Raw genomic sequence first — 26,595 nt, forward strand, 5'->3', positions numbered from 1 at the left:
GCGACAAGAAGTTGATGTAAAATAGCGATGGGTGGCGTTCAAACCACCCGTGAATTCATGTTGGGGCACATATAAGGCATCTGCGCCTATTTTGCCAGATCAAGCCCCATCTGCCAGAAATCGGCTTCAAGGCGGCTTGCCCTGGCGAAGATTTCCGTGAGACCCTTGATCCGTGCATCACCCCCGCGGGTTTGCGCGGTATGTTCCAGAAGATCGATTTCGGCCTTTGCCACGTCCTGGAATTCGGTCGAGGCATACATCTCGATCCAGGGGCGGTACGGATTTCCATCCAGCCTTGTATCAGAACTTGCCATCAGGCGGTTTGCGATTTCGGCATAGCCAACCATACAGGGCATCAGGGCGACCTGAAGATCAACCACATCGCCGCGTAGCCCGCAATCGAGCACATAGCGGGTATAGGTGATGCAGGCGCGGGATTCTGGCTCTGCCACGATGTCGGCCTCCGTCAGGCCCCAGCCTTTGCAGAAGTCGAGATGCAGGCTCATTTCCATATCAAGGATCGCATGGACCGTGCCGGAAAACTGGCGCATGGCGCGCAGATCATCGGCCTTATAGGTTGCGAGTGCATAGGCGCGGGCAAACTGGATCAGGAACAGGTAATCCTGAATGAGGTAGTGCCTGAACGCGGCTTCCGGCAGGGTTCCGTTGCCAAGCTGTTTGATGAAATCGTGGCAGACATAGCTTTGCCATGCATCGGGGGCGTTGGCGCGAAGACGGCCAAACAGGCTTTGGGCCGGGATGATATCGGTGAAGGTGTCAGTCATGGTTGTCAAAGCCCCTGCCCGTGATGATGTCGAAATACGGATAAAACAAAGCCAGCCTGCGGAAGGGTCCGGGCTGGCTTGTATCGATGCGGGTTCTGCTGTCTGGATTCCCGCTTTCGCGGGAATGACGTGTTAGCAGATGACCCAGATCCTAATCGTCGCGTTCATCGATCCATGCCATCTGGATGGCTTCGAGGATCTTCTCGTTCGATTTCGCGGGATCGTCGTCAAAGCCGTCAAGCTCACAGATCCATTTATGCAGATCGGTATACCGCAGATTGACGTTATCCTTGTCGGGATGGGCTTCTTCGAGCTCGATCGCGATATCCTGAATATCTGTCCAGCGCATGGGTGTCCCCCTGTTGGCTTGGGCGGAATTTTCGGTGTTACTTGTCGACCATCATGTTGCGCGTGGCAGACGGCAGCATGACGCGCAGGCCGTCGAGCTCGTCGCTCATGATGATCTGGCAGCCAAGGCGCGAGGTCTCGGTCAGGCCGAATGCGAGGTCGAGCATGTCTTCCTCGTCTTCGCTTGGCTCGTCGAGCCTGTCAAACCAGCTATCGTCAACAACGACATGGCAGGTCGAGCAAGCGAGTGATCCTTCGCAGGCACCTTCAAGGTCGATGCCATTCTTGTGGGCAGCTTCCAGAACGGACAGACCGTCGGCAACGTCAAATTCCTTTTCGGTGCCATCGGGTTCAACAAAAACGATCTTAGGCATCTGTGCCTTTCTCCTCGGTAATACTTTTTCGTTCGATCTCTGGTCCGACCTGACCTTGGCGGTTGCACGGGACAATCGCCGCAGTTGGCCGGTTTGTCAATTATGTCTGGCCTCTAATTCACCTGATCGACATTGCGACCGGCAAGGGCCTGACGGATACGGGCGTCCATACGGGCCTCGGCAAAGGGACGCGATGCGTCTTCCAGGGCCTCGGCCTGTTCGTTGATAAGGTCGCGATCCTCGCCCGACATGGCGGCTTCGAGTTTGGCAATCGCGGCCGAAATATTGTCTTCGTCCTCCGGCGTCAGAAGCGCACGGTCAGCATTCATTGCGGCCTGCACGGCAAGCACATTGCGGCGTGCCTCGACCCGGGCTTCGGTCAGGAGGCGCATTTCCATATCCTCGCGGGCATGAACCATGCTTTCGCGCAGCATGTTGGCCATATCAAGCTCGTTAATGCCATAGGTCGGCTTGACGGCGACTTCCTGTTCGGTACCGGTGGTTTCCTCGCGTGCCGATACGGTCAGAAGGCCGTCGGCATCGACATTGAACGTCACCTTGATGCGCGCAGCACCAGCGGCCATTGACGGGATACCGGTCAGGGCGAAGCGCGCAAGTGAACGGCATTGATCGACCATTTCGCGTTCACCCTGCACCACATGGATCATCATGGCCGACTGACCATCCTGATAGGTGGTGAATTCCTGTGCCTTGGCGACCGGGATCGGGGTGTTGCGGTCAATGACCTTTTCGACAATCCCGCCCATGGTTTCAAGGCCGAGCGACAGGGGTGTCACGTCGAGCAGAAGATTATCCGAGCCGCCCGTCAAAGCCTCTGCCTGCAGGGCAGCGCCAAGGGCGACGACTTCGTCCGGGTCGATATCGGAAAGCGGTTCCTGTTCAAACAGATCGGCAACGGCACGGCGGACGGCAGGCACACGGGTCGAGCCGCCAACCAGCACGACGCCCTTGACGTCATCGGCCAGAATATCGGCGTCATCAAGGACCTGTTCGGTGATTGCAATCGTGCGCGATACCAGTTTGGCGATCATCGCATCGAACGCGGCACGGGTGACGGTGTGGGTGGTTTCCGCCCCGCCAAGCGAGACGGTGACGCTGGTTTCATCAGCATCGGTAAGCGCCTCTTTGACCTTGCGGGCGGTTTTAAGCAGGCGTTTGGCATCCGATGCATCCAGATCATCGGTGGTGCCGCCGCTTTTACGTTCGGCCAGAAGATGTTCGGCAATGGCATGATCGAAATCATCACCGCCAAGGGCGGCATCCCCGCCGGTTGCCTTCACCTGGAAGACGCCCTTCTGCATTTTAAGCAGGGAAATATCGAACGTGCCACCGCCAAGGTCGTAAACGGCATAAAGGCCTTCTGCGCCGTTATCAAGGCCATAGGCAAGGGCGGCGGCAGTTGGTTCATTGACCAGACGCAGGACTTCGATCCCGGCCAGACGGGCGGCGTCCTTGGTCGCGGTGCGCGCGCCATCATCGAAATAGGCCGGAACGGTGATCACCGCCTTTTCGACCGGCTTGCCAAGGCTTTCCTCGGCCCGCGCACGAAGCGCACGCAGGATATCGGCGGAAACCTCCACCGGGGTCAGGACGCGGTCGCCGACATTAAGCCGCACCATCATCGGTTCGCCCGATGGGGTGGCGTCCTCGGACGGGACTTCGACGTGATAGGGCAGCGTGCCGGCAATCGATTTGACATCGGCGATGCCGCGCCCCATCAGGCGTTTGACCGATGATACGACGCGATCCGCATTATCGTTGATCTGATCACGGGCCGCCTCGCCCACCACCGGATCGGCATCCGCGCCATAATAGACGACGGAGGGCACGATGGCATTGCCGCCGGATGTATCGCGGAGCACCTCGGGTTTTTCATCGTTCGAGATCGCGACGACGGAGTTCGTCGTGCCCAGATCAATGCCAACGGCAAGCTGACGTTCATCTTCGTGGGGCAGCGGCGTCTGGCCCGGTTCGTGAATCTTTAGCAAAGCCATGAATTCTATCCGTTCTTTTTAAATGATCAGGCGGCGGCAAGACGCGATTTCTTCGCGCGCGCTTCCTCGGTCATTTTCATCAGGTATCTCAACCGGGTTGTCAGTTTTCTGGCCCGGTCATAGGCGTTCTGGTCTAGTGCCTCGGCAACGTCCTTTTCACACGCACGGGCGGCCTTGCGGGTATCCTTGATCATGGCGTCAATCGTGCCACGATCTTCAGCATCATGCAGGGCTTCGCGCATTTCCATGGCTTCCATCAGAAGGGCGGGATCGTTGACCGTGTGCCCCTCGCCGCCTTCGGGTTCGTGACCGGCCAGACGCAGAAGATATTCGGCACGTGCGACCGGGTTTTTAAGGGTTTCGAACGCACCATTCAGGGTTGCCGCCTGCTGCGATGACAATGCCTGTTCACGGGCGGATTTCGATGCGAAGCGGTCGGGATGGAGCAGTTGCTGCTGCTTAAGATAGGTTGCCTCTATCGCATCGACATCGATGATGAAGGTGCGTTCCAGGCCAAAGCGCGTGAAATGGTCAAGCTGGCCGGGGGGCTGAATGGCATTGCAGGTATCGCAAAACAGGGCTGATGCCTCGACCGGGCCCTTGCAGGACCAGCAGACTTTATGCTGCGGCTGTTCTGCGGTGCGCGTTTCTGAGGTACCGGTATTGCTCACGCTATGCACTTTCAAGATTTAAAAACAAATGACAGAACGACAAAATAACGACGACCGGGGCTGCTTTCAGTCGATGGCCCCGGTGATCGGAACGTCCATCAGAACATCCATCACCGGGGCCATGACCGATCAAGAAGCAGGGAAAACCCGGCAGACCGTCAGACGTGGAAGGATTCCCCGCAGCCGCAACGCCCCTTTTCATTGGGGTTACGGAAGACGAAGCCTTCTTCCAGACTGGTGACCTCGTAATCCATCTCGGTGCCAAGCACGAACATGATGGCTTTTGGGTCAATCAGAAGCTTAACGCCGTCCTCAAGCTCGACGACTTCTTCGAAGCCCGATGCATCATCTGCATATTCAAGCGTGTAGGACAGACCCGAGCACCCTTTGCTGCGCACGCCAAGGCGGATGCCTTCGGACGGTTTGCCGCGGCTATCAAGCAACGCCTTGATATGAACAAGCGCCTCAGGGGTGACACTGATCGGGGACGGTAATGCCATAGTCTTCTCCTGAATTCCCGAAAACGAAGGGGGTAGAAGCTGCTTATTCAGCAGCTTCGACTTCGCCCTGACCGTTTTTGGTCTTGTAGTCGGCAATCGCTGCCTTGATGGCATCTTCTGCCAGGATCGAGCAGTGAATTTTCACCGGCGGCAGAGCCAGTTCTTCGGCGATCTGCGAGTTCTTGATCGAACCGGCTTCGTCAAGCGACTTGCCCTTGACCCATTCGGTGATCAGCGAGCTTGACGCGATGGCCGAACCGCAACCGAACGTCTTGAACTTTGCATCCTCGATGATCCCGTCGGCGGTCACCTTGATCTGCAATTTCATGACGTCGCCACAGGCCGGTGCACCGACCAGACCGGTACCGACAGACGTTTCGTTCTTGTCCATCGAACCGACATTGCGCGGGTTTTCGTAATGGTCGATCAGCTTTTCACTATAAGCCATGGTAAAAGTCCTCCTAAAAGTCCTGTTTCTCTCTCACGAGAAGGAATAGTTCGTTACGCTTAGTGTTCAGCCCACTCGATCGACTTGATGTCGATGCCTTCCTGGGCCATTTCCCAAAGCGGGCTCATTTCGCGAAGGCGTTCGACAGCGACACAGATCGAATCAATCGCCTGATCGAGCTCTTCACGGGTCGTATAACGGCCAATACCGATGCGAAGCGAGGTATGGGCGAGTTCTTCGTCAACACCGAGCGCACGCAGAACATAAGACGGTTCCAGCGATGCCGAGGTGCAGGCCGAACCGGACGACACCGCAATGTTCTTGATGTCCATCAGAAGGCTTTCGCCTTCGACATAGGCAAAGGAAACATTGAGGTTGCCGGCAACGCGCTGTTGCTCGTCGCCATTGACATAGATATCGGCCAGGCGATCCCGGAAACGTTTCATGGTGTAGTCCCGCAGCTCCATGATGCGGGCATTTTCTTCGGCCATTTCGTTCATGGCGATGTCGCATGCCTTGCCCAGACCGACGATCAGCGGGGTCGGCAGCGTACCGGAACGCATGCCGCGTTCCTGACCACCACCGGTGATCTGTGCGATGACGCGAACGCGCGGACGACGGCGGACATACAGCGCACCAATGCCTTTCGGGCCATAAATCTTGTGGCCGGAAATCGACATCAGGTCGATTTTCATGTCATCGACATCAAGCGGAATCTTGCCAACCGCCTGTGCGCAATCGGTGTGGAAGAACACACCGCGTTCGCGGCAGATTTCGCCGATTTCTTTCAGCGGCTGGATCACGCCGATTTCGTTGTTCACCGCCATGACCGACACAATCGCGGTTTCATCGGTGATCGCGGCTTTCAGCTGTTCAAGGTCGATCAGGCCGTTATCCTTGACGCCAAGATAGGTTACTTTGAAACCTTCCTGTTCAAGGTGACGGGCACTGTCGAGCACGCATTTATGTTCGGTCACGACCGTGATCAGGTGCGGTTTTTTCTTGCCGTAGAACTTCATCACGCCCTTGAGCGCAAGGTTGTTCGATTCCGTCGCACCCGAGGTGAAAATGATCTCTTTGGACGAGGCGCCAATGATCTTGGCGACCTGGTCGCGTGCGACCTCGACCGCGTCTTCCGCTTCCCAGCCAAAGCTGTGGTTACGCGAATGCGGGTTACCGAACTTCTCGGTGAAGTAGGGCAGCATGGCATCCACCACACGCGGATCGGTCGGCGTCGTTGCCTGGTAATCCAGATAGATCGGCTTTGCTTTAAGCTCGTTCATAATTAAGGCTTCCTCACTCACTCTTTTTCAGGCCGCGTGGCGCGCACTTTTCTTACGCACTGCATTGCCCCGCATCCGGCTCCAAACGCGGATAAATGTATCAATCTCGTCATCGGTGGTTTCCAGTCCCAGACTGACCCTTATGGCCGATCCGGCATCCGTAACCCCCATTTCCTTCAATACGTGGCTTTCACGTACCTTGCCTGATGAACAGGCTGATCCCGAACTGATCGCAACCCCTGCAAGATCAAGCGCCATCACCTGGGTTTCCCCCGGCATGCCCGGCAGGATCAGGCAGCTGGTATTGACCAGTCGATCCGTTCCTTTTCCGGCAATCAGAAGTTCGGGGGCTTCTGATGCCAAAACCGTTTCCAGACGGTCGCGCAACGCACGGACATCGTCCATTTTCGCCCGGCTGGTGTCGGCGCGTTCGGCCGCAGCACCAAAGCCTGCGATACCGATCACGTTTTCCGTGCCGCCACGGCGGTATTTTTCCTGACCGCCACCGCGGATCTGCGGCACCAGCATCACGCCGGGCGCAATCGCCAAGGCACCAATCCCTTTGGGGCCGCCGATCTTGTGGGCCGAAATCGACACCATATCGACCAGAAGCTGACCCATATCGACCGGCAAACGACCCAAGGCCTGAACCGCGTCACAATGGACCTTTGCGCCATATTCGCGCGCCAGAAGGCCGACTTTGGCGACCGGCTGAATAACGCCGGTTTCATTGTTGGCCAGCATCACTGAAACCAGAACCTTCTGCCCGGCATCGGATGCCGCACGCAGCATGGTTTCAAGGGCGGCCAGATCAATGACGCCATCGGCATCAACCGGGATGCGTTTCGCATCCGACCGGGCTTCGATCACCGAAGGATGTTCGACCGCACTGGTAAATACGGTGACATCTTCCAAACCGTTCAGGGCCAGATTGTTGGCCTCGGTACCGCCGCTTGTGAAAATCACGCGTTCGGCATCGCCACCGATCAGATCGGCAATTTTACGACGGGCGTGATCGACAATCTTGCGGGCTGCACGACCGGATGCATGAACAGATGACGGGTTGCCCGCGATTTCCATCGCCACAAGCATCGCCTGCCGTGCTTCGTGGCACAGTGGCGCGCTGGCGTTGTAATCAAGGTAAACCGGGTTGGTCATCTGTTTATAATCATCCTTATTCGCATTTTCTGATCTGCCCTCGATATAGAGGACAAGTTACTGGGCCGCAACCTGGCTCGGCTCTTTGATTTTCGTGGTTCTGGGCTCGAACATGCGTGCCCCGCCCGGAACACGACGATCCACAACATCAGCCAGACTGACAGAGGCCAGATAAAGATAAATCTGGTTGCCCAGCTCTTCCCACAATTCATGGGTCAGACAGCGGCCCTGATTGGCCTTGCAGCCCTTTGGCGAGCCCGATTTGCAGCGGGTTGCGCGGATCGGTTCGTCAACAGCCAGAATAACATCGGCAACGCGGGTTTCCTCGGCCGTGCGGGCCAGAAGATAACCACCACCCGGACCCCGGACAGATCGGACAAGTCCGCCTTTGCGCAATTTGCCAAAAAGCTGTTCCAGATAGGACAGGGATATTTCCTGACGGTCCGCAATATCGGCAAGCGCGACCGGCCGGTCCCTGCTGCTATCAGCGAGATCGACCATCGCCATGACGGCATAGCGGCCTTTTGTACTCAGCTTCACGGTGCGTCCTCCTACCTGTCGATCAGACCCCGAACTGTCGGGAAATGATCACAAGCTCTGTATTTCCTTTATGGGCGATCAACATGTCTATTTGATGCCCGACCTGTATCCGCCCGATTGGGACGGTTACAAATATTACTCTGACGCCGCGACAATCCGCGGCTTTGCCGGTGTATCCGCACCGGCGGCTGTACCTGCCCTGTCGGCTTCGAGGGCGGCAACCTGATTGCGCAACGTCTGGACTTCGCGGCCCAGTTCTTCAAGCGCGCGCGCAACCGGATCGGGCAAATCGCCCAGCGGCGTGCCATAGGCACAGAAACGGTCGTCCTTTTCCCGACGGACGATCTTGGCCGGAATACCGACCACGGTTGCGCCTTCGGGGACTTCGGACAGCACGACGGCGTTGCCGCCAACACGTGCATTTTTGCGAACAATGAACGGACCAAGGATCTGCGCGCCAGAACCGACAATCACGCCATCTTCAAGCGTCGGGTGACGTTTCAGGCCGCGCTGGCCATCGCTATTGACGCTGGGCGATGTCCCACCAAGGGTAACCCCCTGATAGAGGGTAACGTCATCGCCGATTTCGGCGGTTTCGCCAATCACAACACCCATGCCATGATCAATAAAGAAGCGTTTGCCGATGGTCGCGCCGGGGTGAATTTCAATCCCGGTCAGCCAGCGCAAAATCTGTGACAGGAAGCGTGCGGTGATCCTGAAACCGCGCTTCCACAGCCAGTTTGTGCCGCGATATCCCATGATGGCATGGAACGCCGGATAACAGAGCGCGATCTCCCAGCGGGAGCGTGCCGCTGGATCGCGGGCGATCATCGCGTCTATTTCCTGACGAATTAGCTTGAACATCGGGCTGTCCACTGTGTAATTAGTAGCTTCGATTCCCGGCAGCCGACATCGTTGCCCGCAGCGCGAAGCGCGCAAAACGGACAGCAATGATGCCATCGGATTAGCCGGAATATAGGATAACCGAGTAACCTGGTCAAGTATTTGCCCAAAGCAATTTATGCACAAGAACGAAAAAACCTACAAAAATACTCGGATATATTCTTTACTCACCCCATTCCATTCGTGGACAGGAGCAGTCTGATCCATGCCTGAGGTCATTTTTAACGGCCCTGAAGGCCGCCTTGAAGGTCGCTATCACCACAATGGCGCAGACGATTCGCCCATTGCGCTTATTCTTCATCCACACCCCCAGCAGGGCGGCACCATGAACAACAAGCTGTGCTTTAACATGTTCAACATGTTCAAAGATCGCGGCTATTCGGTCATGCGTTTCAATTTCCGCGGTGTCGGACGCTCGCAGGGCGTTTATGATCAAGGAATTGGTGAATTGTCGGATGCGGCATCCGCCCTTGACTGGATGCAGACCTATAACGCCAATGCGCGCGCAACCTGGGTTGCGGGCTATTCATTCGGTTCGTGGATCGGCATGCAGCTTTTGATGCGCCGCCCGGAAATTGACGGTTTCATTTCGGTTGCAGCCCCGGCCAGCGACTATGATTTCACCTTCCTGGCCCCCTGCCCGTCATCGGGCATCATGATCCACGGGTCGCACGACACCAACATCCCGCTGGCGTCCGTCAACAAGCTTGCCGACAAGCTGAATGCCCAGAAAGGCATCGAAGTTGATATGTGCGTCATCGAAGGTGCCGATCATTACTTTGCCAAGCAGCAGGACGACGTGATCAAGCATACGGCTGCTTATCTGGACAAGCGCAGCGCGTAAGCACTGCCAGCCGGACAAAAAGACCAAAGGCCGCCTGATCAGGCGGCCTTTTTGCTGTGATAGAGCTTTCCGCCCCGGCATGGTTCGGGAACGCCGGTTGTGCCAGGAAAACTGAGCGGCAGATCGCAAAGATGACGGACCGCAAGATAGCCAAAGCATTCGGCCTCGACCGCATCGCCGTCCCAGTCCAGATCGTCAACGGATCGTACTGGTACACCCAGCCGATCATTCAAATGTGCCATCAAATAATCATTGTGACGCCCGCCGCCACAGACAAACCATTGCAGGGGAGCCGCAGGCAGGTGATTTACCCCGGCAACAACCGCCGCCACGGTGCATTGCGCCAGTGTTGCCGCCCCGTCGGCAACGCCCAGCTTTGCCTCTGCCACCAGCCCGTCAATACGCGATGCCATATCTTCGCGATCAAGCGATTTGGGCGGGATGCGGTCGAAATACGGGTCTTCAAGGAATTTGACCTCGATCATCGGGTCCGGCAGGCCGGATGCGGCGGTTGCACCGTTAAGATCGACCGGATTGCCGGTATGGCGCAACATCCAGTCATCAATGCGCGCATTGCCCGGCCCGCAATCAAAAGCCAGCAATTCGTCATCGGCACCGATCCATGTGACATTGGAAACGCCGCCGATATTAAGAACAGCCACCGGCATATCAACACCGGCACTTTTCATCAGGGCGGCATGATAAACCGGGGCCAAGGGCGCGCCTTCGCCCCCGGCGGCAACATCGGCCAGCCGGAAATCGGCAACAACCGGAATGCCGGTTTTTTCGGTTAGCATATCGGGCGTTCCGATCTGGCGCGTGATCCCCGATGCCGGTTCATGAAACACGGTTTGACCGTGAAAACCGATCACACCGATTTCGGATGGGGAAATCGCCGCACGATCCAGCAACATGTTAACAGCATCCACATGCACCAGCGTCAGATCATCGGCCACAACATGCTCGCTGTTGGTGGCAGCACGATTGCCAAAGCAGCCGCGCATGCGTTCGCGCAATTCGGGACTATACGGCACGAATACGGCATGACCGGTACGCCGGACATCGACGCCGTCGGTTTCAATCAATGCCGCATCCACCCCGTCAAGGGATGTGCCGCTCATCATGCCGATGGCCTTGATCCAGCCGGTTGTCATTTTGTACTCCGTTCCCGTATGCGTTTTTGCGTTTGTCAGTGCCGCAAGAGCGCAGATTAAGCCCGATTTATCGCGAAATCGTTACCATGCATTGCAAACAGGGCGTCGATGCGTTGCCGAGGGGATATTTTCTGTGCTAGATCATCGCCTCCGCCCTTTGGGGTGCTCGTATTTTTACACTCACAACCAACATAGCGCAAAAACCATGACTGAACTGAAGTCTGATTTTCTCCGCGTCATGAATGACCGCGGTTACATCCACCAATGTACTGATCTTGAAGGGCTTGATGCCTATGCGTCAGAAAAAAAGGTGGTGTGCTATGTGGGCTATGATTGCACCGCAGACAGCCTGCATGTCGGGTCGCTTGTTTCGATCATGATGCTGCGCTGGTTGCAGAAAACCGGCCACAAGCCGATTGTCCTGATGGGCGGCGGTACGACCCGTGTTGGTGATCCGACCGGCCGTGATGATGCCCGCCCGGTTCTGACCGATGAAATCATTGCCGCCAATATGGCCGGTATCAAAAAGGTGTTTCAGCAGTTCCTGACATTTGGCGATGGCCCGACCGATGCGGTCATGGTCAACAATGCCGACTGGCTGGACAAGATCAATTACATCGAATTCCTGCGTGATTTCGGGCGTCATTTCTCGGTCAACCGGATGCTGAGCTTTGATTCCGTCAAGCTGCGTCTGGAACGTGAACAGTCGCTGAGCTTCCTTGAATTCAACTACATGATCCTGCAGGCCTATGACTTTGTCGAACTGCAGCGCAAATATGGCTGCGTCCTTCAGATGGGCGGTTCGGACCAGTGGGGCAATATCGTCAATGGGGTCGAGCTTGGCCGTCGTGTGGATGACAGTGCATTGTTTGGCCTGACCACGCCGCTTATGACCACCGCATCAGGTGCGAAGATGGGCAAGACGGCATCGGGTGCGGTGTGGCTGAACGAGGAACGCCTGTCGGCGTATGATTATTACCAGTTCTGGCGCAACAGCGAAGACGCCGACGTGATCAAATTCATGCGTCTGTTCACCGAGCTGTCGCTTGAACAGATTGCCGAATATGAAAAGTTCGAAGGGGCCGAGATCAACGAAGCCAAGAAAATCCTGGCGTTCGAGGCGGTCAAGCTGTGCCGTGGGGAGGAAGCCGCCCTTGCGGCAGCGGAAACCGCGCGCAAGACCTTTGAGGAAGGCGTTCTGGCCGACGATCTGCCGACCTTTGAAGTTCCGAAATCGGAAATCGATGCGGGCATCGCGGCGTTTGATCTGTTCCGTCGTGCCGATCTTGCCAAATCGGGCGGTGAAGCGCGCCGCCTGATCAAGGGTGGTGGTGCCAAGATCAATGACGAGAAAGTCGATGATGAAAACATCATCATTGGCGGTGATGCGGTCAATTCTGACGGCGTGATCAAGCTTTCGGCGGGTAAAAAACGCCACGTTCTGATCAAGCCGGTTTGACCCAGCCACCCGGTTTTATCGGATTGAATATCAAAGGCCCCGGGCATGCGTCCGGGGCCTTTATTTATTTCATCCCGGTTCAGCGCCGGTTATCAGATTGCGGAACACGCCCGGCACAAAGGTCGATAACGGATTGACCGTGACTTCCGGGTCTTCAAGTGCGCCTTCGATGGTGTAGGTCGGGGCGAAAATACCGCCGCCTTCCTCGCCCACCAGCAAATCCCCCAGAAGCGGGATCGCACCAAGGGCGGAATTAAGCGCATAGATCGGCACAATCGAGCCTGCCAGCCGGATTTCGGCCTTTGCCATGTCAATCGAGCCATTGCTGGTCACGCCAACCGCCGAGCCGTTGGCGGCAAATTTGCTGAGCGCGAGCACATCATTGGCATAGGTGAAATCGCCGTTCAGTTCGTCAAAGGCAATGCCGTTTCCGCCCAGCACATCGGCAAGACCGGTGAGCGATGCCGCGCCCAGAACACGGGCAGCAAGCGGTGCATTCACCGCCCGGAAAGCCGTGATATTGACCTTGCCCGTGAAGGGTTGCGACCATGTGCTATCATCAACCGTCCCCTCGATGGCAAGCGCGCCCCCCAGAAGATTCTCGTACAAATCCACCGCACGCAGGAACTTGCCGGCATCTTCGCTGGTCAGGCGGACATTTCGCGTTTTCGCATCCTTGCGTTCGACCTGGACAAAGACGTTTGACCGATCCCCCAATGTGCCGTTCAGAACCAGTCCGTCCCATTCATCGCCAACGACGTGAATGGAACCTTCAAGATCGCCAAGCAATTCGGAATTGGCCATGATCACCTGATCGATCGACAGGAAGATATCGGTCTTCCCGCCAACGCGCGAGGCATTCTGGCCGATGCCGCCACTATTGGGGCTTTCGACCGGGCCGGGATCACGCGGCGCATCGTCATCGGCAATCCATGGCTGCGCATCGGCCTGACGGGCGGCGATTTCAACCTCGCGGTTTTCGCCGGTCTGGTTAAGCAGGATCGATCCATCGCGCAGAACGGGACGGTCCCCCTTGATCAGAAATTCGGAGGCTTCGAGCCGGATATCCATCGTATCGAAATCCCCCGCCGGTCTGGCCGGTTTTTGCACGCCGTCCTTTGGGCTGTCTTCGACGAAGGAACGCAGATCAAACTGATTACCCTTGAGATCGACCAGAAGCTTGCCCCCCTGATCAACCGTGATGGCCCCGGATACGGCAAGGTTTTCGCGGAACCGGGTATCATTCAGATTGATGGTGAACTTATCGGCAATCGGGCTGTCGCCGCGCCAGCGCCCCTTGGCCTTGGCGACCAGTTCAGGTGCCATCAGATCAAACGACCGGACTTCACCCGCCCCATTGGCCTTGACGGTCAGGTCAAACGCAAGGCTGGCATCCTGCCCCGGTGTTTTGTGATAATCGACCATATCAAGCTTAATGTCGGCGGCAGACAGGCTGGTTTGTGCCTTGATCACGACATCGCGGCTGCGCAGATGTTCGATGGTGACCTTGCCGGTGGCGACACCGCTTGCATAGGGATCAGCGGCAAAGCCGACCTGTTCCAACGCGGCAAGATCAAGGTCGCCTTCAAGGTCATAGTGGCTGATGACGGGCGTATCATCGGCAAAGCTTTCGATCCATTTGATGTTTGTTCGGCCCTTGCCAATCGCGGCCTCGCCCGACAGTTCGAGCCCCTTGGTATTGACCTGCAATTCAAAGGTGCCATCGGAAAGATCAAGTTCACGGAACGCATCGGTAATCGCGGCATTTTCGATGCGCGATGCAGCGGCAACTTCGACATCATCGAAAGACAGGTCTTTGAGCAACGGGAAATGCAGCTTGACGCGGGTTGCCTGTTCGCCATCGACCTGTGCGGGATCGATGCCAAGCTTGGTTGCGAAACCAAGCGGTTCTTCATCGATCATTTCAAGCACATTGCGCGCGCCGCCGTGGGCGACAACCTCGATATCGGCCATTTCGGTGTCGGTATCAAGCTGCGAGAAGACAAGCGTTGCCTCGTCAACCACGATCCCGTCAGCTTCGCCTTCATTAACGAAAATGCTGAAACTCGACTGATCAAACTCCGCCCGTCCGCCGGCCCCCAGAACCGATGGCATATCGCCAAGGTAATGCACGGTAACACCGGTCATGTTCATTTCGCCGTCCAGATGATCGACAACGATGTTTCCGGTTTCGTCCTGATGCAGTCTGGTGCGCAGTTCGGCCTGATGAACGATCCCGTCTGTCAGGTTTTCAACCACCCAGGTGCGTGCATTATGGCCAATGGTTTCGGGCCACAATTGCGGCAGGTCATTGGTCCGCACATCGGTTGCCGTCGCGGTGATATCAATGGCCCACTGGCCAAGCGGGTTTAGCGCAACACCTTTAAGCACCACGGCGGTTTCCCCGGCTTCGATCCGGACGTCATCAAAGCTCAGCCGACCGGGTACGAAGCTCAGATCCGCCTTGCCACCGGTGACATGATAGGAAGCGGTCATGGGGGCGGGAAAATCAACCCGCCCGACCCCAAGATCAAGATCGGTGCCAAGTTCGATCACGCTGCCATCCGCGCCAAGTTTTGCGGTGACACGCCCGGTTACCGGCACCTCGATCCCGGCCAGATCGGCAAACATATCGGAAATGCTGGTCAGTTGTGATGGAACGACTTCGCCCAGATCGACCGCCATATCGATTTCTTCGATCCGGCTGTCATATTCGGCGGTGACATTCACATCGGTCGAGACCGTCCCGGCATTGACCTTCATCGTCGCATCCGCGTGGATACCCATGGGTTTGCGCGACAGTCGGATAACGGCAGACGGTGCAGACCAGACGATATCAAGTGCCTCGTCACGTACTTGAAGATCCGCGCCAGACACCCCGAACGATTCAAAATAGGCTGCTGCCGGGAAATCGGCGGCCTCGCCCGAAAGGATCGCAACGATTTCGCGCATTGCACTGCTGCCGTCGCGGATGCCGCGCTGTGCATCGCTTAACGGTTGATCGGGTTCGGGCGATGGGTTTTCCGAGGCGGTTGGCATCGGCATGGTCACGACGGGTTGATCGGGATTGTTCTGGGCCGGTGCCGTACCTGCAACGTCATCTGCGCTATCGGTTTCTGCCGCAGGCACAGGTACCGTATCAGATTTCACCGCATCCGTGGTTTCGCGGCTTGCCTGTTCGTTCGCGGTATAGCCGATATCGATCTTGCCATCGGCACGGCGCACAAGGCGTAATTTGGGGCCGATCAGGTTGAGTTCGCGCAGCGCCAGAACGCCGTCAAACAATGCGCGGCTGGAAAACACCACGTCGGCCTCTGGAACATGCAGCATTTCATTGTCCGCACCATCGCGGACCGAAACATCGCGCAATCGGATATCGAACCGTTCCTGCCATCCGCGCCAGAACAGGACCATATCGCCAACATCGAAACGGGTGTCGCCGCTGCTTTCGTTCAGCTCGGTCACGACATACGGTACGAGACGATGCAGGGAAACCGGGCCTTGCGAGATGCGCCAGACCAGTACACCAAGGAAAACGCCGACAAACAGGACCACGGCAGCAAGAAGCAGCCCACACCAGCCGGTAAAGATTTTGATGCGACGCACCTGCCTAAAGATCCCGAATTTACGATGCCATGAATGACTTTTCAATCAATGCAATAACGCCGTCAAGCCAATGAAGTTTCGCGGATGGCGAAAAACCTAATAAATGTAAACTGATACTGTTTCCCTGTCGCCTTTTTGGTATCGTCGGAAACAAAGGAAACAATCTGTGTCACGTCCTGCCCTGACCGGATGCCGGAAACACCCCGCAAAGCACGACAAGCCAAGGGATAGCCCGGTTCGACGTCCAAGAGCAACACAAGGAAAGCAAAAAGTGTCTCTTTCCTGGATTACACCTGATCTGCCGAAACCCTTCGATGCGGATCGCTGCAATAACGGTTTCGAAAGATGGTCAGCACTTGCCGATCGTCCCGTCTTTGAACATCTGGCACAACAGATTGGCGACATTGCGGCCAACAGCCCGAAAAAAGATGTTCTGGCGGCAATGTTTGGCAATAGCCCGTACCTGACAAACCTGTGCCTGCGCGATCCTGATATCGTCTGTCTGACCTTTGATCAGGGACTTGATGCCGCCTTTGACGCCGCCCTTGATCCGGTGCGCAAAAGTGCGAATGCCAGCGCCCTGGATCAGGCAAACACCATGGCCGAAGTGCGCAAGGCGAAACGCCGGGCGGCTTTGGTTATTGCGATGGCCGATATCTGCAAGGCCTGGACGCTTGATAAAATCACGAGCGCGATTAGCACCACAGCCGAGGTCACGCTTGAATTCGCCTTGGCGCATTGCCTTTCGGCAACAGCCAGACAGCGCAAATTCGACCTGCCCCATCCCGATGATCCGTTGCGCGATTGCGGGATATTTGCGATTGGCATGGGAAAGCTTGGCGCCAAAGAGCTTAACTATTCATCCGATATCGACCTGATCTTCCTTTATGATCACGAGGTCGTCACCTATATCGACCCGGACCGTTTGCAGCAGGATCTGGTGCGGATGGTGCGCGATGTCACGCGCATCATGGAAGAACGCACCGGTGATGGCTATGTTTTCCGCACCGATCTGCGCCTGCGCCCCGATCCGGCATCCACCCCGCCGATCCTGTCGATGCTGGCGGCTGAAACCTATTACGAGACGGTTGGCCAGAACTGGGAACGTGCGGCCATGATCAAGGCACGCATCGTTGCAGGCGACAAAAAATCAGGGGATACATTCCTTGAAATATTGCGCCCTTATGTCTGGCGCAAGCATCTTGATTTCCTTGCCATTCAGGACATTCATTCGATCAAACGCCAGATCAACGCCCACAAGGGCGGCAGCAAGGTCGTGATTCCGGGCCACAATATCAAGCTTGGCCGTGGCGGCATTCGCGAGATCGAATTTTTCGCCCAGACCCAGCAACTGATCTGGGGCGGGCGCGAGGTTGCGCTCCGCTGCAAGGCGACCTGTGATGCGCTGCGCGAATTGACCGAATTTGGCCAGATTACCGAACAGGTTCGCGACGAAATGCTTGTCGCCTATGAGTTTTTGCGCACCGTTGAACATCGTTTGCAAATGACAAACGACCAGCAAACGCAGACATTGCCCGACAATGACGAAGGACTGCACGGGCTTGCGACCTTCCTTGGCTATGCCACGCTTGATGGTTTCAAAGCCGATCTGTTGCATCATCTGCGCAAGGTCGAAAGCAATTATGCCGAACTTTTCGAAGATGACATTCCCCTGGTCGCATCCGACGGCAATCTTGTCTTTACCGGAACGGAAGACGATCCTGATACAATTGAAAATCTGCGCCAGATGGGGTTCGAGAACCCGACCAATGTTTCGGTTACCGTGCGGGGATGGCATCACGGGCGTTATCGTGCCACCCGGTCAAGGCGAGCACGTGAAATCCTGACCGAGCTGATGCCGACCCTGTTGAAGGCATTGTCGCAAACCACCAACCCGGACATGGCGTTTCGCGCCTTTGATGAATTCCTCAAGGGGCTGCCTGCTGGCGTTCAGCTTTTCTCGTTGCTGACGGCAAATCCGGAACTGCTTGAGCTTCTTGCGCAGATTGCCGGTACGGCACCGCGCATGGCCAAATATCTGGGGCGCAATGCCGGGGTGCTTGATTACGTTCTGATGTCGGGCTTCCACGACGAACTGCCCGATGCCGATACGATGCTTGAGGAACTCAACAGCCTTCTTTCGCGCGAGGATATGGTCGAAGACTGGCTTGATACCGCACGGCGCTGGGCGAACGATCAGAAGTTCCGCATCGATGTGCAAACCATCCAGAACCGCCATACCCCGCATCAGGCAGGCCGGGCATTGGCCGATGTCGCCGATGTGGCCATTCGCGGGCTTTTCCCGCGCATTGCCGATGATTTTGCGCAAAAGCATGGCAAGTTTGACGATGGCGGGCTTGCGGTCTTTGCGCTTGGCAAACATGGCGGGCAGGAACTTTCGCCCGGTTCCGATCTTGATATGATCTTTGTCTATGAAGTGCCCGAAGATGCCGAAGAATCAAATGGCGAAAAGCCGCTTAGCCCCGGCCATTATTACATCCGGCTCAGCCAGCGTTACATCAACGCCCTGTCGGCACCGACGGCCGAGGGGGTCCTGTTTGAAACCGACCTTCGCCTGCGCCCCAGCGGCAACAAGGGACCACTTGCCACCCATTTCAAAAGTTTCGAGGCCTATCAGCTTAACGAGGCCTGGACGTGGGAGCATATGGCACTGACCCGGTTGCGTCCGGTTTATGGCCCGCAGACCCTGTGTGACAGGGTCATGGAAACCACCAATTCGGTGTTGCAGAAAAAGCGCAATCCCGATGACCTGCTGCGCGATGTTTATGACATGCGCAACCGCATGGATGCCGGCAAGGGGGATAGCCACCCCTGGGCGATCAAGATGCGGCGCGGCGGGTTGGTTGATCTGGAATTCATTGCGCAATATCTGCAACTGGCGCATGCCCATACCCATCCCGAAATCCTGTCGCCCACCACGCGCGAGGTTTTCAAAAACCTGTCATCCGCCGGGATACTGGAGGCCGAAGAAGCAACCTTCCTTGCCAATGCCGGATCATTCTGGCTGGCGTTGCAGGCAATGCTGCGCCTGACGACCGAAGGGCCGTTTGATCCCGCAAATGCCAGTACCGATTTGCGCCGTATGCTCGCACGCGCCGGGCAATGCGATGATTTCGATGCCCTTCAGGCCAAGCTTGACGAAGCCGCGGGCCGGATCAAGGCGATCTATGATCGTCTGATTACCGAACCGGCCGAAAAACTTCCGCCCCGTTCGGAATGAGCAGAGTGATCCGGAACAATTTGCAATGCTTATAAGGTTTTGTATTTTCGCAAGCACGGTCTGGAGAAACTTCCTGACATGGCTTTCCGAAGCTGGTCAGGGACGTGAAACTTTGAACAAGGATAGAACAATGGCACTTGATGTTGGTGACAAAGCCCCTGATTTCGACCTGCCGACCGACGGCGGCGGTTCGGTCAAATTATCGGACCTTAAGGGCAAACCGGTTGTGATCTATTTCTATCCCAAGGATATGACGCCGGGCTGCACGACGGAATCGTGCGAATTCCGCGATGCCGAACCCGATTTCAGCGCGGTCAACGCCCAGATCATCGGTATTTCCAAGGACAGTGCCAACAGTCACGACAAGTTCAAGGCCAAACATGACCTGAACTTTATCCTCGCATCGGATGAACACAGCACGACCTGCGAGGATTACGGTACCTGGACCGAAAAAAGCATGTATGGCAAAAAATTCATGGGAATCGAGCGCAGCACATTCGTCATTGATGGTGATGGCGTGATCCGGAATGTCTGGCGCAAGGTAAAGGTCAAGAACCACGTGGCAGAGGTTCTTGGCGCGGTCAAAGCACTGTAATTTACCGCCCCAGTCTTACGAATAGGGACCGGTCGGATGAGAATCCGGCCGGTTTTGCATTTTTATAACAATTAAAAACGGATATTTTTCAGGCACCTAATAAACCCTACCCTTATTCAATATGTTGCCTTGCCTTGTTTGTCGGGCTAAGAATCCGGATATGGGAGTATAAGGTGTATCGATTTTTACACTTCCTGGTGAATGGCGAACGACCGGGGAACCGGCAAGGCAGGGTAAAACAATGAACAAGAATGTTATCGATCTCGACGATCAGATGCTCGCCGATTTCCGTGATGAGGCGAACGACATCGTCAACAGCATCGGCGTGCATCTTCAGAATGCGCGCAGCAAATCCGATCCGGCGATCCTGACATCGATCCAGCGCGAAATTTTCAATCTTCGATACAAGGGCAAGTCGGTTAACGCGCCGCTGGTCAATCTGACCAGCCACCGTCTTGCAGATTATGTCACGACATGCCGCGAACTGACCGAGGACGCGATTGCCGATATTCAGGCCTTTATCGACAAGATCGAGGGGCTGCTGGATGGTGACATGTCCGGTGGCGGTGCCGATTCAGCCGAATTCGTGCGTGAACTGCCGTCCAAACGTGCCCCTGACATTGATCCGAACTGGCTTAAAAAGACCAATGTCGAAGCCCTTCTGGTCATTCCGCAACGTTCCATGTCAGCCATTGTCGAACGCGAACTGGCGGCTTGCGGTTATCGCTGTTCGGTCACGCAAAGCTCGTTTGAGGCAATTGAACTTGCCGTGCGCACCCGCCCGGATTTCATCATCGTTGCCAAAACCATTGATGAGCTTGGCGGTGTTGACGTTGCCAGTGCGTTGCAGGCCATGCCGAAAACCCGCAGCATTCCGACCGCGGTTCTGACATCGGATGCCCCGAACCACCCGTCCCTTCAGGACCTGCCATGCCGAACCGCGATCATCCGTAAAGGCCCGGCCTTTGGCGAAGATCTGGCCGAAGCACTGGCGCGCTTCAACATTACCTGAGACATCATCGATATATCCGGGTTTGACAGGGCGGCCGTGATTTTTCCGGTCGCCCTTTTTCGTACCATCACCACGCCGGGATTGACCCGTTATCCTGCACATGGCACAGAATGCCGGTAATCCTTCATGTTCCGGAAAAGCCTCATGTCCCGCCTGACCCTTGCCGAAGCAGCCAAACGCGCCCTTCTGACGGCGGATGCCACGGAAAAAGCCGATGTCACCGCCGAAATGGCGGCGATGTGGCGCAATGGCGAGATTACCGAGGTGGGTTCAACCGATCTTCCAGATCGCCCCGGACGCCCGGCAAAACCGGAACTGCTGCCGCCCAACAAAATGCCCAAACGCAAAAAAGGCAGCGTTCAGGGCCGCATCGGGCTTCTGCATGCCCTGGCCCATATCGAACTTAATGCCATCGATCTGGCTTGGGATCTTTGCGTGCGGTTTCCCGAAGCCGACATGCCCAAGCATTTTCACGATGCCTGGGTTCAGGTCGCCGACGACGAAGCCCGCCATTTCAAGATGATCAACAAACGTCTGGGTGAAATGGATGCGGCCTATGGCGATTTGCCTGCCCATGATGGCCTGTGGCAAACATCGATGGACACGGCCTATGACATTCTGCCGCGTCTGGCGGTCGTTCCGATGGTGTTCGAGGCACGCGGCCTTGATGCCACCCCACCAACCATCGAACGGTTGCTGTCGCATGGTGATACCGAAAGCGCGCGCATCCTTAAAATCATCGCCCATGATGAAATCGCCCATGTTGCGGCGGGACGTAAATATTATGAATATGTCTGCGATCAGCGCGGCCTGCCCTATTACACGACATGGCATGACATGCTGCGCAAACATTTCCGCGGGCCGCTTAAACCGCCCTTTAACGACGAAGCCCGATACGAAGCCGGAATGCCGCCCGATTATTATCAGGACTATGTTCTGGAACTGCCGGGCGAGGATGAATAGGCTCAGGGCCGATGCGGTTTTTATCCCGTTCCTTGATACATCGCAAAGTTTAGAACCATATTATCCTATACCCTTCCTGCGCGCTTAATGCATGCCCGCTACCCGTGGGCATAAAATCATTCCGCAAGGAGGATATGAGCATGCCTGCTACCATGAAGGCCGCCGTTGTGCGGGAATTCGGCAAGCCATTGTCGATTGAGGAAGTCACCGTCCCCAAAGTCACGCCCGGCAAAATTCTTGTAAAGATCACGGCATCCGGCGTTTGCCATACCGATCTTCACGCTGCGGAAGGCGACTGGCCGGTCAAGCCGAACCCGCCCTTTATCCCCGGCCATGAAGGTGTGGGCATCGTTGCCGAAGTTGGCGAAGGCGTCACATCGGTCAAGGAAGGCGACCGGGTTGGTGTGCCGTGGCTGCATTCGGCCTGCGGGCATTGCCATCACTGCATTACCGGCTGGGAAACACTTTGCGGCGAACAGCTTAATACCGGTTATTCGGTCAATGGCGGATTTGCCGAATATGTTCTTGCCGATCCGAACTATGTCGGCCACCTGCCCGATCCGCTTGAATTTGGCAATGCGGCACCGGTGCTTTGCGCCGGGGTAACGGTTTACAAGGGGCTTAAGGAAACCGAATGCAAACCGGGCGAAACCGTTGTCATTTCCGGTGTCGGCGGGCTTGGTCACATGGCCGTGCAATATGCCAAGGCCATGGGCATGAAGGTGATCGCGGTTGATATCAGCCCGGAAAAACTGAAACTTGCCAAGGACCTTGGCGCTGATTGGGTTCTGAATGCCAAAGAAACCGACGTGGTTGCCGAAGTGCAAAAACAGATGGGCGGTGCGAACGGGGTTTTGGTTACGGCCGTTTCCAAATCCGCCTTTGCGCAAGGTGTCGGCATGCTGGGCCGTCATGGCACCATGGCATTGTGCGGCCTGCCGCCCGGCAAGTTCGAGCTTGATATCTTTGATACCGTCCTGTCGCGCAAAACCATTCGCGGCTCCATCGTCGGTACACGTGCCGACCTTCAGGAAGCATTGGGATTTGCGGGCGATGGCAAGGTGCATTCGCACTTCACCACCGAACCGATGGAAAACATCAATTCGATCTTTGATCGCATGCGGGCCGGAACCATTGATGGCCGTATCGTGATGTCAATCTGATCAACCCGATTTATCGCTGAAATAGCCAAAGGGCCGCCCTGAAAAGACGGCCCTTTGGCATTTCACCACATTTATTTCAAATCCTGCCCGCTTAGCGGATCTTCGCTGTAATAACGCACCGGCACCGCATCGCCAACGATGTTGCCCACCCGCCTAATCCAAGCGGCAAGCCCATCGTAAGGCACCATATCCAGATCGGCTTCATGCGCCAGATGCGTGTAGGCATAAACGGCGATATCCGCGACGGAATAGCGCGAATTTGCAAGAAAATCCTGATGACTTAAGTGACGGTCAAGCATCGCCAGCACATTTTTGGCGCTAGCACGTCGGTTTGGTAGCTGTGCATGATTGGCGTCATTTTTTCCCGTCAAATTCCAGTATCGCAAGCTTGCGATAGTTGCCTGGACATAGTCAGCTTCGAAAAACAGCCACTGGCAGACCTTGGCGCGCTCAAAGGCGTCCGAGGGCAAATAATCCGTTCCATCCGCCAGATAAAGCAGGATGGCATTGGATTCAGCAATAAAGCGCCCATCATCAAGTTCAAGCACCGGCACCGCCCCCGCCGGGTTCATTTTATAGAACCCATCGGTATGGCTTTCACCGGCAAAAATCGAAACCCATTGTGTTTGGTATTCACGACCCAGATGAGCGCAAAGCTGTCGTATCTTCCACGCGTTTTGTGATCCGGCGTAATCATAAATCTTCATCAGATGAGACCTTTCAGGCAAAGAAATAGCGTTCCGGCACATGATCCGCCGGTCGTTACTCAGGAAAATTCAGGATTATCGGGGATCAGGCGGCTTTTCGGGCCATCCTCGCCTCGTGATCGAGCAGCCAGCGTTTGCGATCAAGCCCACCGGCATAGCCGGTCAAAGTCCCGTCCGATCCGATGACCCGGTGGCAGGGCACAATGATCGAAACCGGGTTAAGTGCATTGGCACGTGCCACCGCGCGGACCGCTTTGGGGTTGCCAAGGATATAGGCCTGCCCGACATAGGACCGGCTTTCGCCGCTGGGTATGGCGATCAGGGCATCCCAAGCCGATTTCTGAAAATCGGTGCCGATCATCCGGACATCATCCATCGGCAAGGGCATGAGGCGACCGGCAAAATAACTGTCCAGCCAATCGGTGACGGATTTTGGGGCAACGCCGCCTTCGTGCCAGTCGACATTTTTAAAACGCCGCGTCTGGATGGTGTGCAGGCGATCATCGTTGTTTTCGAAATCCAGATGCACCAGTTTGCCATCCACCATCGCAAGGCTGAGTTTGCCAATCGGGCTTTGATAGCGGGCAACGTCAATACGCGTTGTCATGGTCATTTCCCTTTCCTTGGAGGCTGGGGCTTTGGCTTTGGCGCATGTTCCTGTTCAAGTGCCGACCACAGATATTGCGCGGCATAGGCACGCCACGGACGCCAGCGTTCGGCATGTTGTTCCAATGGCCTGGGCTTTGCCGGGCCACCGCCCATTTCCGATGCCTTGAGGATGCCGAGATCAGCCGCCGGGAAGGCATCCGGGTCGCCAAGACCGCGCAGGCCGAAATAATTCAACGTCCACGGGCCGATCCCCTTGGTCGCGGTCATTGCCGCCAGGATGTCATCGCCCGATTGTCGGTCACATTGCGGATCGGCAAACAGATCGATGATATCGGCAAGTGTCTGGGCGCGGCGGGTCGTAAGCCCGATTGATATCAAATCCTGTTGTTGCAGGGTGGCGGGTTTCGGAAACAGATGGGTGATGCCGGTTCCGGCGATCAGGTTTTCAGGCAAAACCTCGCCAAAGCGGGCCACCAGTCGCCCGGCCAGTGTTCGGGCGGCGGCAACCGAAACCTGTTGACCCAGTACCGCCCGGATCGCCAGTTCGAACCGGTCCCAGCATCCGGGCACACGCAAGCCCGGGCGTTTATCGACCAAGGGACGTAGCAATTCATCATCGGCAAACAGCGCCGTGATTGAGGGCACATCGGCATCCAGATCAAACAACCGCCGCACCCGGCCCCCAATTTCAAGCACGGCATCACGCGCCGGACCGCGCAGGATGACGTCCACCCCGCCCTGATCGGCTGCGAACCGGCAAATCATCAGACCGACGGCATCATTGATGCGAAAACCGCGGGCATAGGTGCGGTCACCCACCGCCTCCAGCCCCGGAATGGCGCGGGCCCGGAAGAATGTCAGAAGGTAGTCGGCATCAAAGGGTTGGCGGGCGCGCAGGCGCAGGATCAGATCATCACTTTTGGGCGCGAAGGGATCATTATCGTTTTTGTCTGACACGGGTTTGGCCTTTATGCCGCGCCGGAACGCGGTTGGTGCGTGGCCATAGGCGGTTTTCATGGCGTCATTGAACCGGCGCAAACTGCCAAACCCGGCAATGGCGGCGATTTCCGTCATTGACAGGTTGCTATCGACAATCAGTTGCCGGGCACGCAGCAGACGCCTTGCCTTGGCATGGTCTTGCGGGGTGACGCCGGTATGTTCCTTGAAGATACGGCGCAGATGACGATCTCCGACGCCAAGCCGGTCGGCAAGCTGTTCGACCGATCCGGTTTCAAGCGCGCCTTCTTCGATCAGCCTTACCGCACGGGCAACGGTGGCGTGAACCCCGGCACTGGCCGGTGATCCGGGGGCGGCTTCGGGGCGGCAGCGCAGGCACGGGCGGAACCCGTGGGCAATTGCCGCCTCGGCACTGGGATAAAATTGCACATTCACGCGCTTTGGCGTGACGGCCGGGCATATCGGACGGCAGAAAATCCCGGTGGTCAGAACGGCGGTGTAAAACCGACCGTCAAACCGGCGATCCCGGGCCTTTAATGCGTGATAGCAGATATCGTCATTGAGCTGTTCCATACCCGGCAGTGTAGCAGAACACAGCAATAAAACTCGCCAGATTCGGACTCAAACGTGAAACCGCCGGATCACGCCGGCAGTCTTAGTTCAACGGAATATCGTTTGCGCCCTTGCCTTCCTGATACTGATCAGAAAGCGCGTCATATTGCGCGGCAATCGATTTTGCCTTTTCACACCACGCTGCACGGTCGGCTTCGGGCAGTTCGGCAATCATGCCCATCATGGAATGACTTTGCCAGAATGCGTTGGATTTGTTGTATTCCCCGGCATCAAGGGTGAAGACTTCCTTGAGGATTTTAAGGTCATGGGGGATTTCAAACGCGTCGCGGGAATCTTCATGGCTGAAGAAATAATAGAAATTATCAAACCCGGCCCAGGTGATGGCGGATAAGCACATTGAGCACGGCTCGTGCGTGGAAAGAAAAATCAGTTCCGACGTCGCCGGACGCTGATCAGAGGGCATTTCATAAAAACGTTTAAGACAATGGACTTCACCATGCCAAAGCGGGTTTTCCGTCTCATTATTGGTTTCGGCCAGCACCAGCGAATGATCGGATTTGCGCAACAGGGCCGCCCCGAAAATCTTGTTCCCGGCGGCGACACCCTTGCGGGTTTTGGGCAGGATGTCATTTTCAAGTGTGGCAAACAAGGTGGCAAGAAGGGCGGTTCTGTCGTCGCGTGGCATAA

The 26,595-nt window shown here is 56.4% G+C and carries 24 protein-coding genes; 7 read left to right on the forward strand and 17 right to left on the reverse strand.

Features of this window, described 5'->3' with window-relative positions; genetic code table 11:
* Window positions 1-86: 86 nt before the first annotated feature.
* The 11 genes from tenA to cysE form a co-directional block, all read right to left on the reverse strand.
* Entirely contained in the window at window positions 87-785 is a 699-nt protein-coding gene (gene tenA, locus P8T57_RS01630; protein WP_341364402.1) for a thiaminase II, read from the reverse strand.
* Window positions 786-936: 151 nt separating this feature from the next.
* Window positions 937-1,134, reverse strand: coding sequence for a Fe-S cluster assembly protein IscX (gene iscX / locus P8T57_RS01635; protein WP_007091921.1), 198 nt, complete (start codon window positions 1,132-1,134; stop codon window positions 937-939).
* A 37-nt stretch (window positions 1,135-1,171) separates the two neighbouring features.
* The gene (locus P8T57_RS01640) at window positions 1,172-1,507 is read right to left on the reverse strand and encodes a ferredoxin family 2Fe-2S iron-sulfur cluster binding protein (protein WP_007091922.1); all 336 of its coding nucleotides are present in this window, start codon (window positions 1,505-1,507) and stop codon (window positions 1,172-1,174) included.
* A 113-nt stretch (window positions 1,508-1,620) separates the two neighbouring features.
* Complete coding sequence (gene hscA, locus P8T57_RS01645; RefSeq protein ID WP_341364403.1) at window positions 1,621-3,522, reverse strand: Fe-S protein assembly chaperone HscA; 1,902 nt, start codon at window positions 3,520-3,522, stop codon at window positions 1,621-1,623.
* A gap of 26 nt (window positions 3,523-3,548) precedes the next feature.
* Window positions 3,549-4,193, reverse strand: coding sequence for a Fe-S protein assembly co-chaperone HscB (hscB, locus tag P8T57_RS01650; protein WP_341364404.1), 645 nt, complete (start codon window positions 4,191-4,193; stop codon window positions 3,549-3,551).
* 158 nt (window positions 4,194-4,351) lie between these two features.
* Complete coding sequence (locus P8T57_RS01655) at window positions 4,352-4,693, reverse strand: iron-sulfur cluster assembly accessory protein (RefSeq protein ID WP_007091925.1); 342 nt, start codon at window positions 4,691-4,693, stop codon at window positions 4,352-4,354.
* A 43-nt stretch (window positions 4,694-4,736) separates the two neighbouring features.
* A complete protein-coding gene (gene iscU, locus P8T57_RS01660; protein WP_007091926.1) occupies window positions 4,737-5,141 on the reverse strand; it encodes a Fe-S cluster assembly scaffold IscU in 405 nt (134 codons plus the stop codon).
* A 59-nt stretch (window positions 5,142-5,200) separates the two neighbouring features.
* Window positions 5,201-6,424 (reverse strand): IscS subfamily cysteine desulfurase, encoded by a 1,224-nt coding sequence (locus tag P8T57_RS01665; protein ID WP_007091927.1) that lies wholly within the window; start codon window positions 6,422-6,424, stop codon window positions 5,201-5,203.
* Window positions 6,425-6,451: 27 nt separating this feature from the next.
* A complete protein-coding gene (locus P8T57_RS01670; RefSeq protein ID WP_114094028.1) occupies window positions 6,452-7,582 on the reverse strand; it encodes a cysteine desulfurase family protein in 1,131 nt (376 codons plus the stop codon).
* A gap of 57 nt (window positions 7,583-7,639) precedes the next feature.
* The gene (locus tag P8T57_RS01675; RefSeq protein ID WP_063095783.1) at window positions 7,640-8,122 is read right to left on the reverse strand and encodes an Rrf2 family transcriptional regulator; all 483 of its coding nucleotides are present in this window, start codon (window positions 8,120-8,122) and stop codon (window positions 7,640-7,642) included.
* 135 nt (window positions 8,123-8,257) lie between these two features.
* Window positions 8,258-8,986 (reverse strand): serine O-acetyltransferase, encoded by a 729-nt coding sequence (cysE, locus tag P8T57_RS01680; protein WP_037988060.1) that lies wholly within the window; start codon window positions 8,984-8,986, stop codon window positions 8,258-8,260.
* Window positions 8,987-9,230: 244 nt separating this feature from the next.
* Here cysE and P8T57_RS01685 point away from each other — a divergent pair, with 244 nt between their 5' ends.
* Window positions 9,231-9,869, forward strand: coding sequence for an alpha/beta hydrolase (locus tag P8T57_RS01685; protein ID WP_007091931.1), 639 nt, complete (start codon window positions 9,231-9,233; stop codon window positions 9,867-9,869).
* A 38-nt stretch (window positions 9,870-9,907) separates the two neighbouring features.
* On the opposite strand, the gene P8T57_RS01690 is transcribed toward P8T57_RS01685, so the two are convergent.
* Window positions 9,908-11,023, reverse strand: a complete 1,116-nt coding sequence (locus P8T57_RS01690) for an anhydro-N-acetylmuramic acid kinase (protein WP_341364405.1) — start codon at window positions 11,021-11,023, stop codon at window positions 9,908-9,910.
* Between the two features lie 205 nt (window positions 11,024-11,228).
* Here P8T57_RS01690 and tyrS point away from each other — a divergent pair, with 205 nt between their 5' ends.
* Complete coding sequence (gene tyrS, locus P8T57_RS01695; RefSeq protein ID WP_341364406.1) at window positions 11,229-12,482, forward strand: tyrosine--tRNA ligase; 1,254 nt, start codon at window positions 11,229-11,231, stop codon at window positions 12,480-12,482.
* Between the two features lie 69 nt (window positions 12,483-12,551).
* Here tyrS and P8T57_RS01700 read toward each other — a convergent pair whose 3' ends face one another.
* A complete protein-coding gene (locus tag P8T57_RS01700) occupies window positions 12,552-16,088 on the reverse strand; it encodes an AsmA-like C-terminal domain-containing protein (protein ID WP_341364407.1) in 3,537 nt (1,178 codons plus the stop codon).
* 271 nt (window positions 16,089-16,359) lie between these two features.
* Between P8T57_RS01700 and P8T57_RS01705 the strand changes: the two genes are divergently transcribed.
* The 5 genes from P8T57_RS01705 to adhP all read left to right on the forward strand — a co-directional run bounded on the left by P8T57_RS01705 (window position 16,360) and on the right by adhP (window position 23,062).
* Complete coding sequence (locus P8T57_RS01705) at window positions 16,360-19,329, forward strand: bifunctional [glutamine synthetase] adenylyltransferase/[glutamine synthetase]-adenylyl-L-tyrosine phosphorylase (RefSeq protein ID WP_341364408.1); 2,970 nt, start codon at window positions 16,360-16,362, stop codon at window positions 19,327-19,329.
* 130 nt (window positions 19,330-19,459) lie between these two features.
* On the forward strand, window positions 19,460-19,924 hold the full coding sequence (gene bcp / locus P8T57_RS01710) for a thioredoxin-dependent thiol peroxidase (RefSeq protein WP_341364409.1): 465 nt from the start codon (window positions 19,460-19,462) through the stop codon (window positions 19,922-19,924).
* A gap of 241 nt (window positions 19,925-20,165) precedes the next feature.
* Window positions 20,166-20,936: a hypothetical protein gene (locus tag P8T57_RS01715; RefSeq protein ID WP_037988051.1), complete on the forward strand. Its 771-nt coding sequence runs from the start codon at window positions 20,166-20,168 to the stop codon at window positions 20,934-20,936.
* Between the two features lie 144 nt (window positions 20,937-21,080).
* Window positions 21,081-21,899: a ferritin-like domain-containing protein gene (locus tag P8T57_RS01720; RefSeq protein ID WP_007090269.1), complete on the forward strand. Its 819-nt coding sequence runs from the start codon at window positions 21,081-21,083 to the stop codon at window positions 21,897-21,899.
* Window positions 21,900-22,039: 140 nt separating this feature from the next.
* Window positions 22,040-23,062: an alcohol dehydrogenase AdhP gene (gene adhP, locus P8T57_RS01725; protein ID WP_341365356.1), complete on the forward strand. Its 1,023-nt coding sequence runs from the start codon at window positions 22,040-22,042 to the stop codon at window positions 23,060-23,062.
* Between the two features lie 71 nt (window positions 23,063-23,133).
* Here adhP and P8T57_RS01730 read toward each other — a convergent pair whose 3' ends face one another.
* Genes P8T57_RS01730 through P8T57_RS01745 form a run of 4 tightly spaced genes read right to left on the reverse strand, consistent with a single transcriptional unit; the run spans window position 23,134 to window position 26,593 of the window.
* Window positions 23,134-23,811 carry a glutathione S-transferase family protein gene (locus P8T57_RS01730; protein WP_341364410.1) on the reverse strand — a complete coding sequence of 226 codons (678 nt, stop codon included), beginning with the start codon at window positions 23,809-23,811 and terminating at the stop codon, window positions 23,134-23,136.
* Between the two features lie 43 nt (window positions 23,812-23,854).
* Window positions 23,855-24,382 carry a methylated-DNA--[protein]-cysteine S-methyltransferase gene (locus P8T57_RS01735; protein ID WP_341364411.1) on the reverse strand — a complete coding sequence of 176 codons (528 nt, stop codon included), beginning with the start codon at window positions 24,380-24,382 and terminating at the stop codon, window positions 23,855-23,857.
* Entirely contained in the window at window positions 24,379-25,935 is a 1,557-nt protein-coding gene (locus P8T57_RS01740) for a DNA-3-methyladenine glycosylase 2 family protein (protein WP_341364412.1), read from the reverse strand. The genes P8T57_RS01735 and P8T57_RS01740 overlap by 4 nt, the downstream gene beginning before the upstream one ends.
* A gap of 55 nt (window positions 25,936-25,990) precedes the next feature.
* Entirely contained in the window at window positions 25,991-26,593 is a 603-nt protein-coding gene (locus P8T57_RS01745; RefSeq protein WP_341364413.1) for a nucleoside deaminase, read from the reverse strand.
* Window positions 26,594-26,595: the final 2 nt, after the last annotated feature.

It is taken from the genome of Thalassospira sp. SN3W (assembly GCF_038070535.1).
Taxonomy (GTDB): Bacteria; Pseudomonadota; Alphaproteobacteria; order Rhodospirillales; family Thalassospiraceae; genus Thalassospira; species Thalassospira xiamenensis.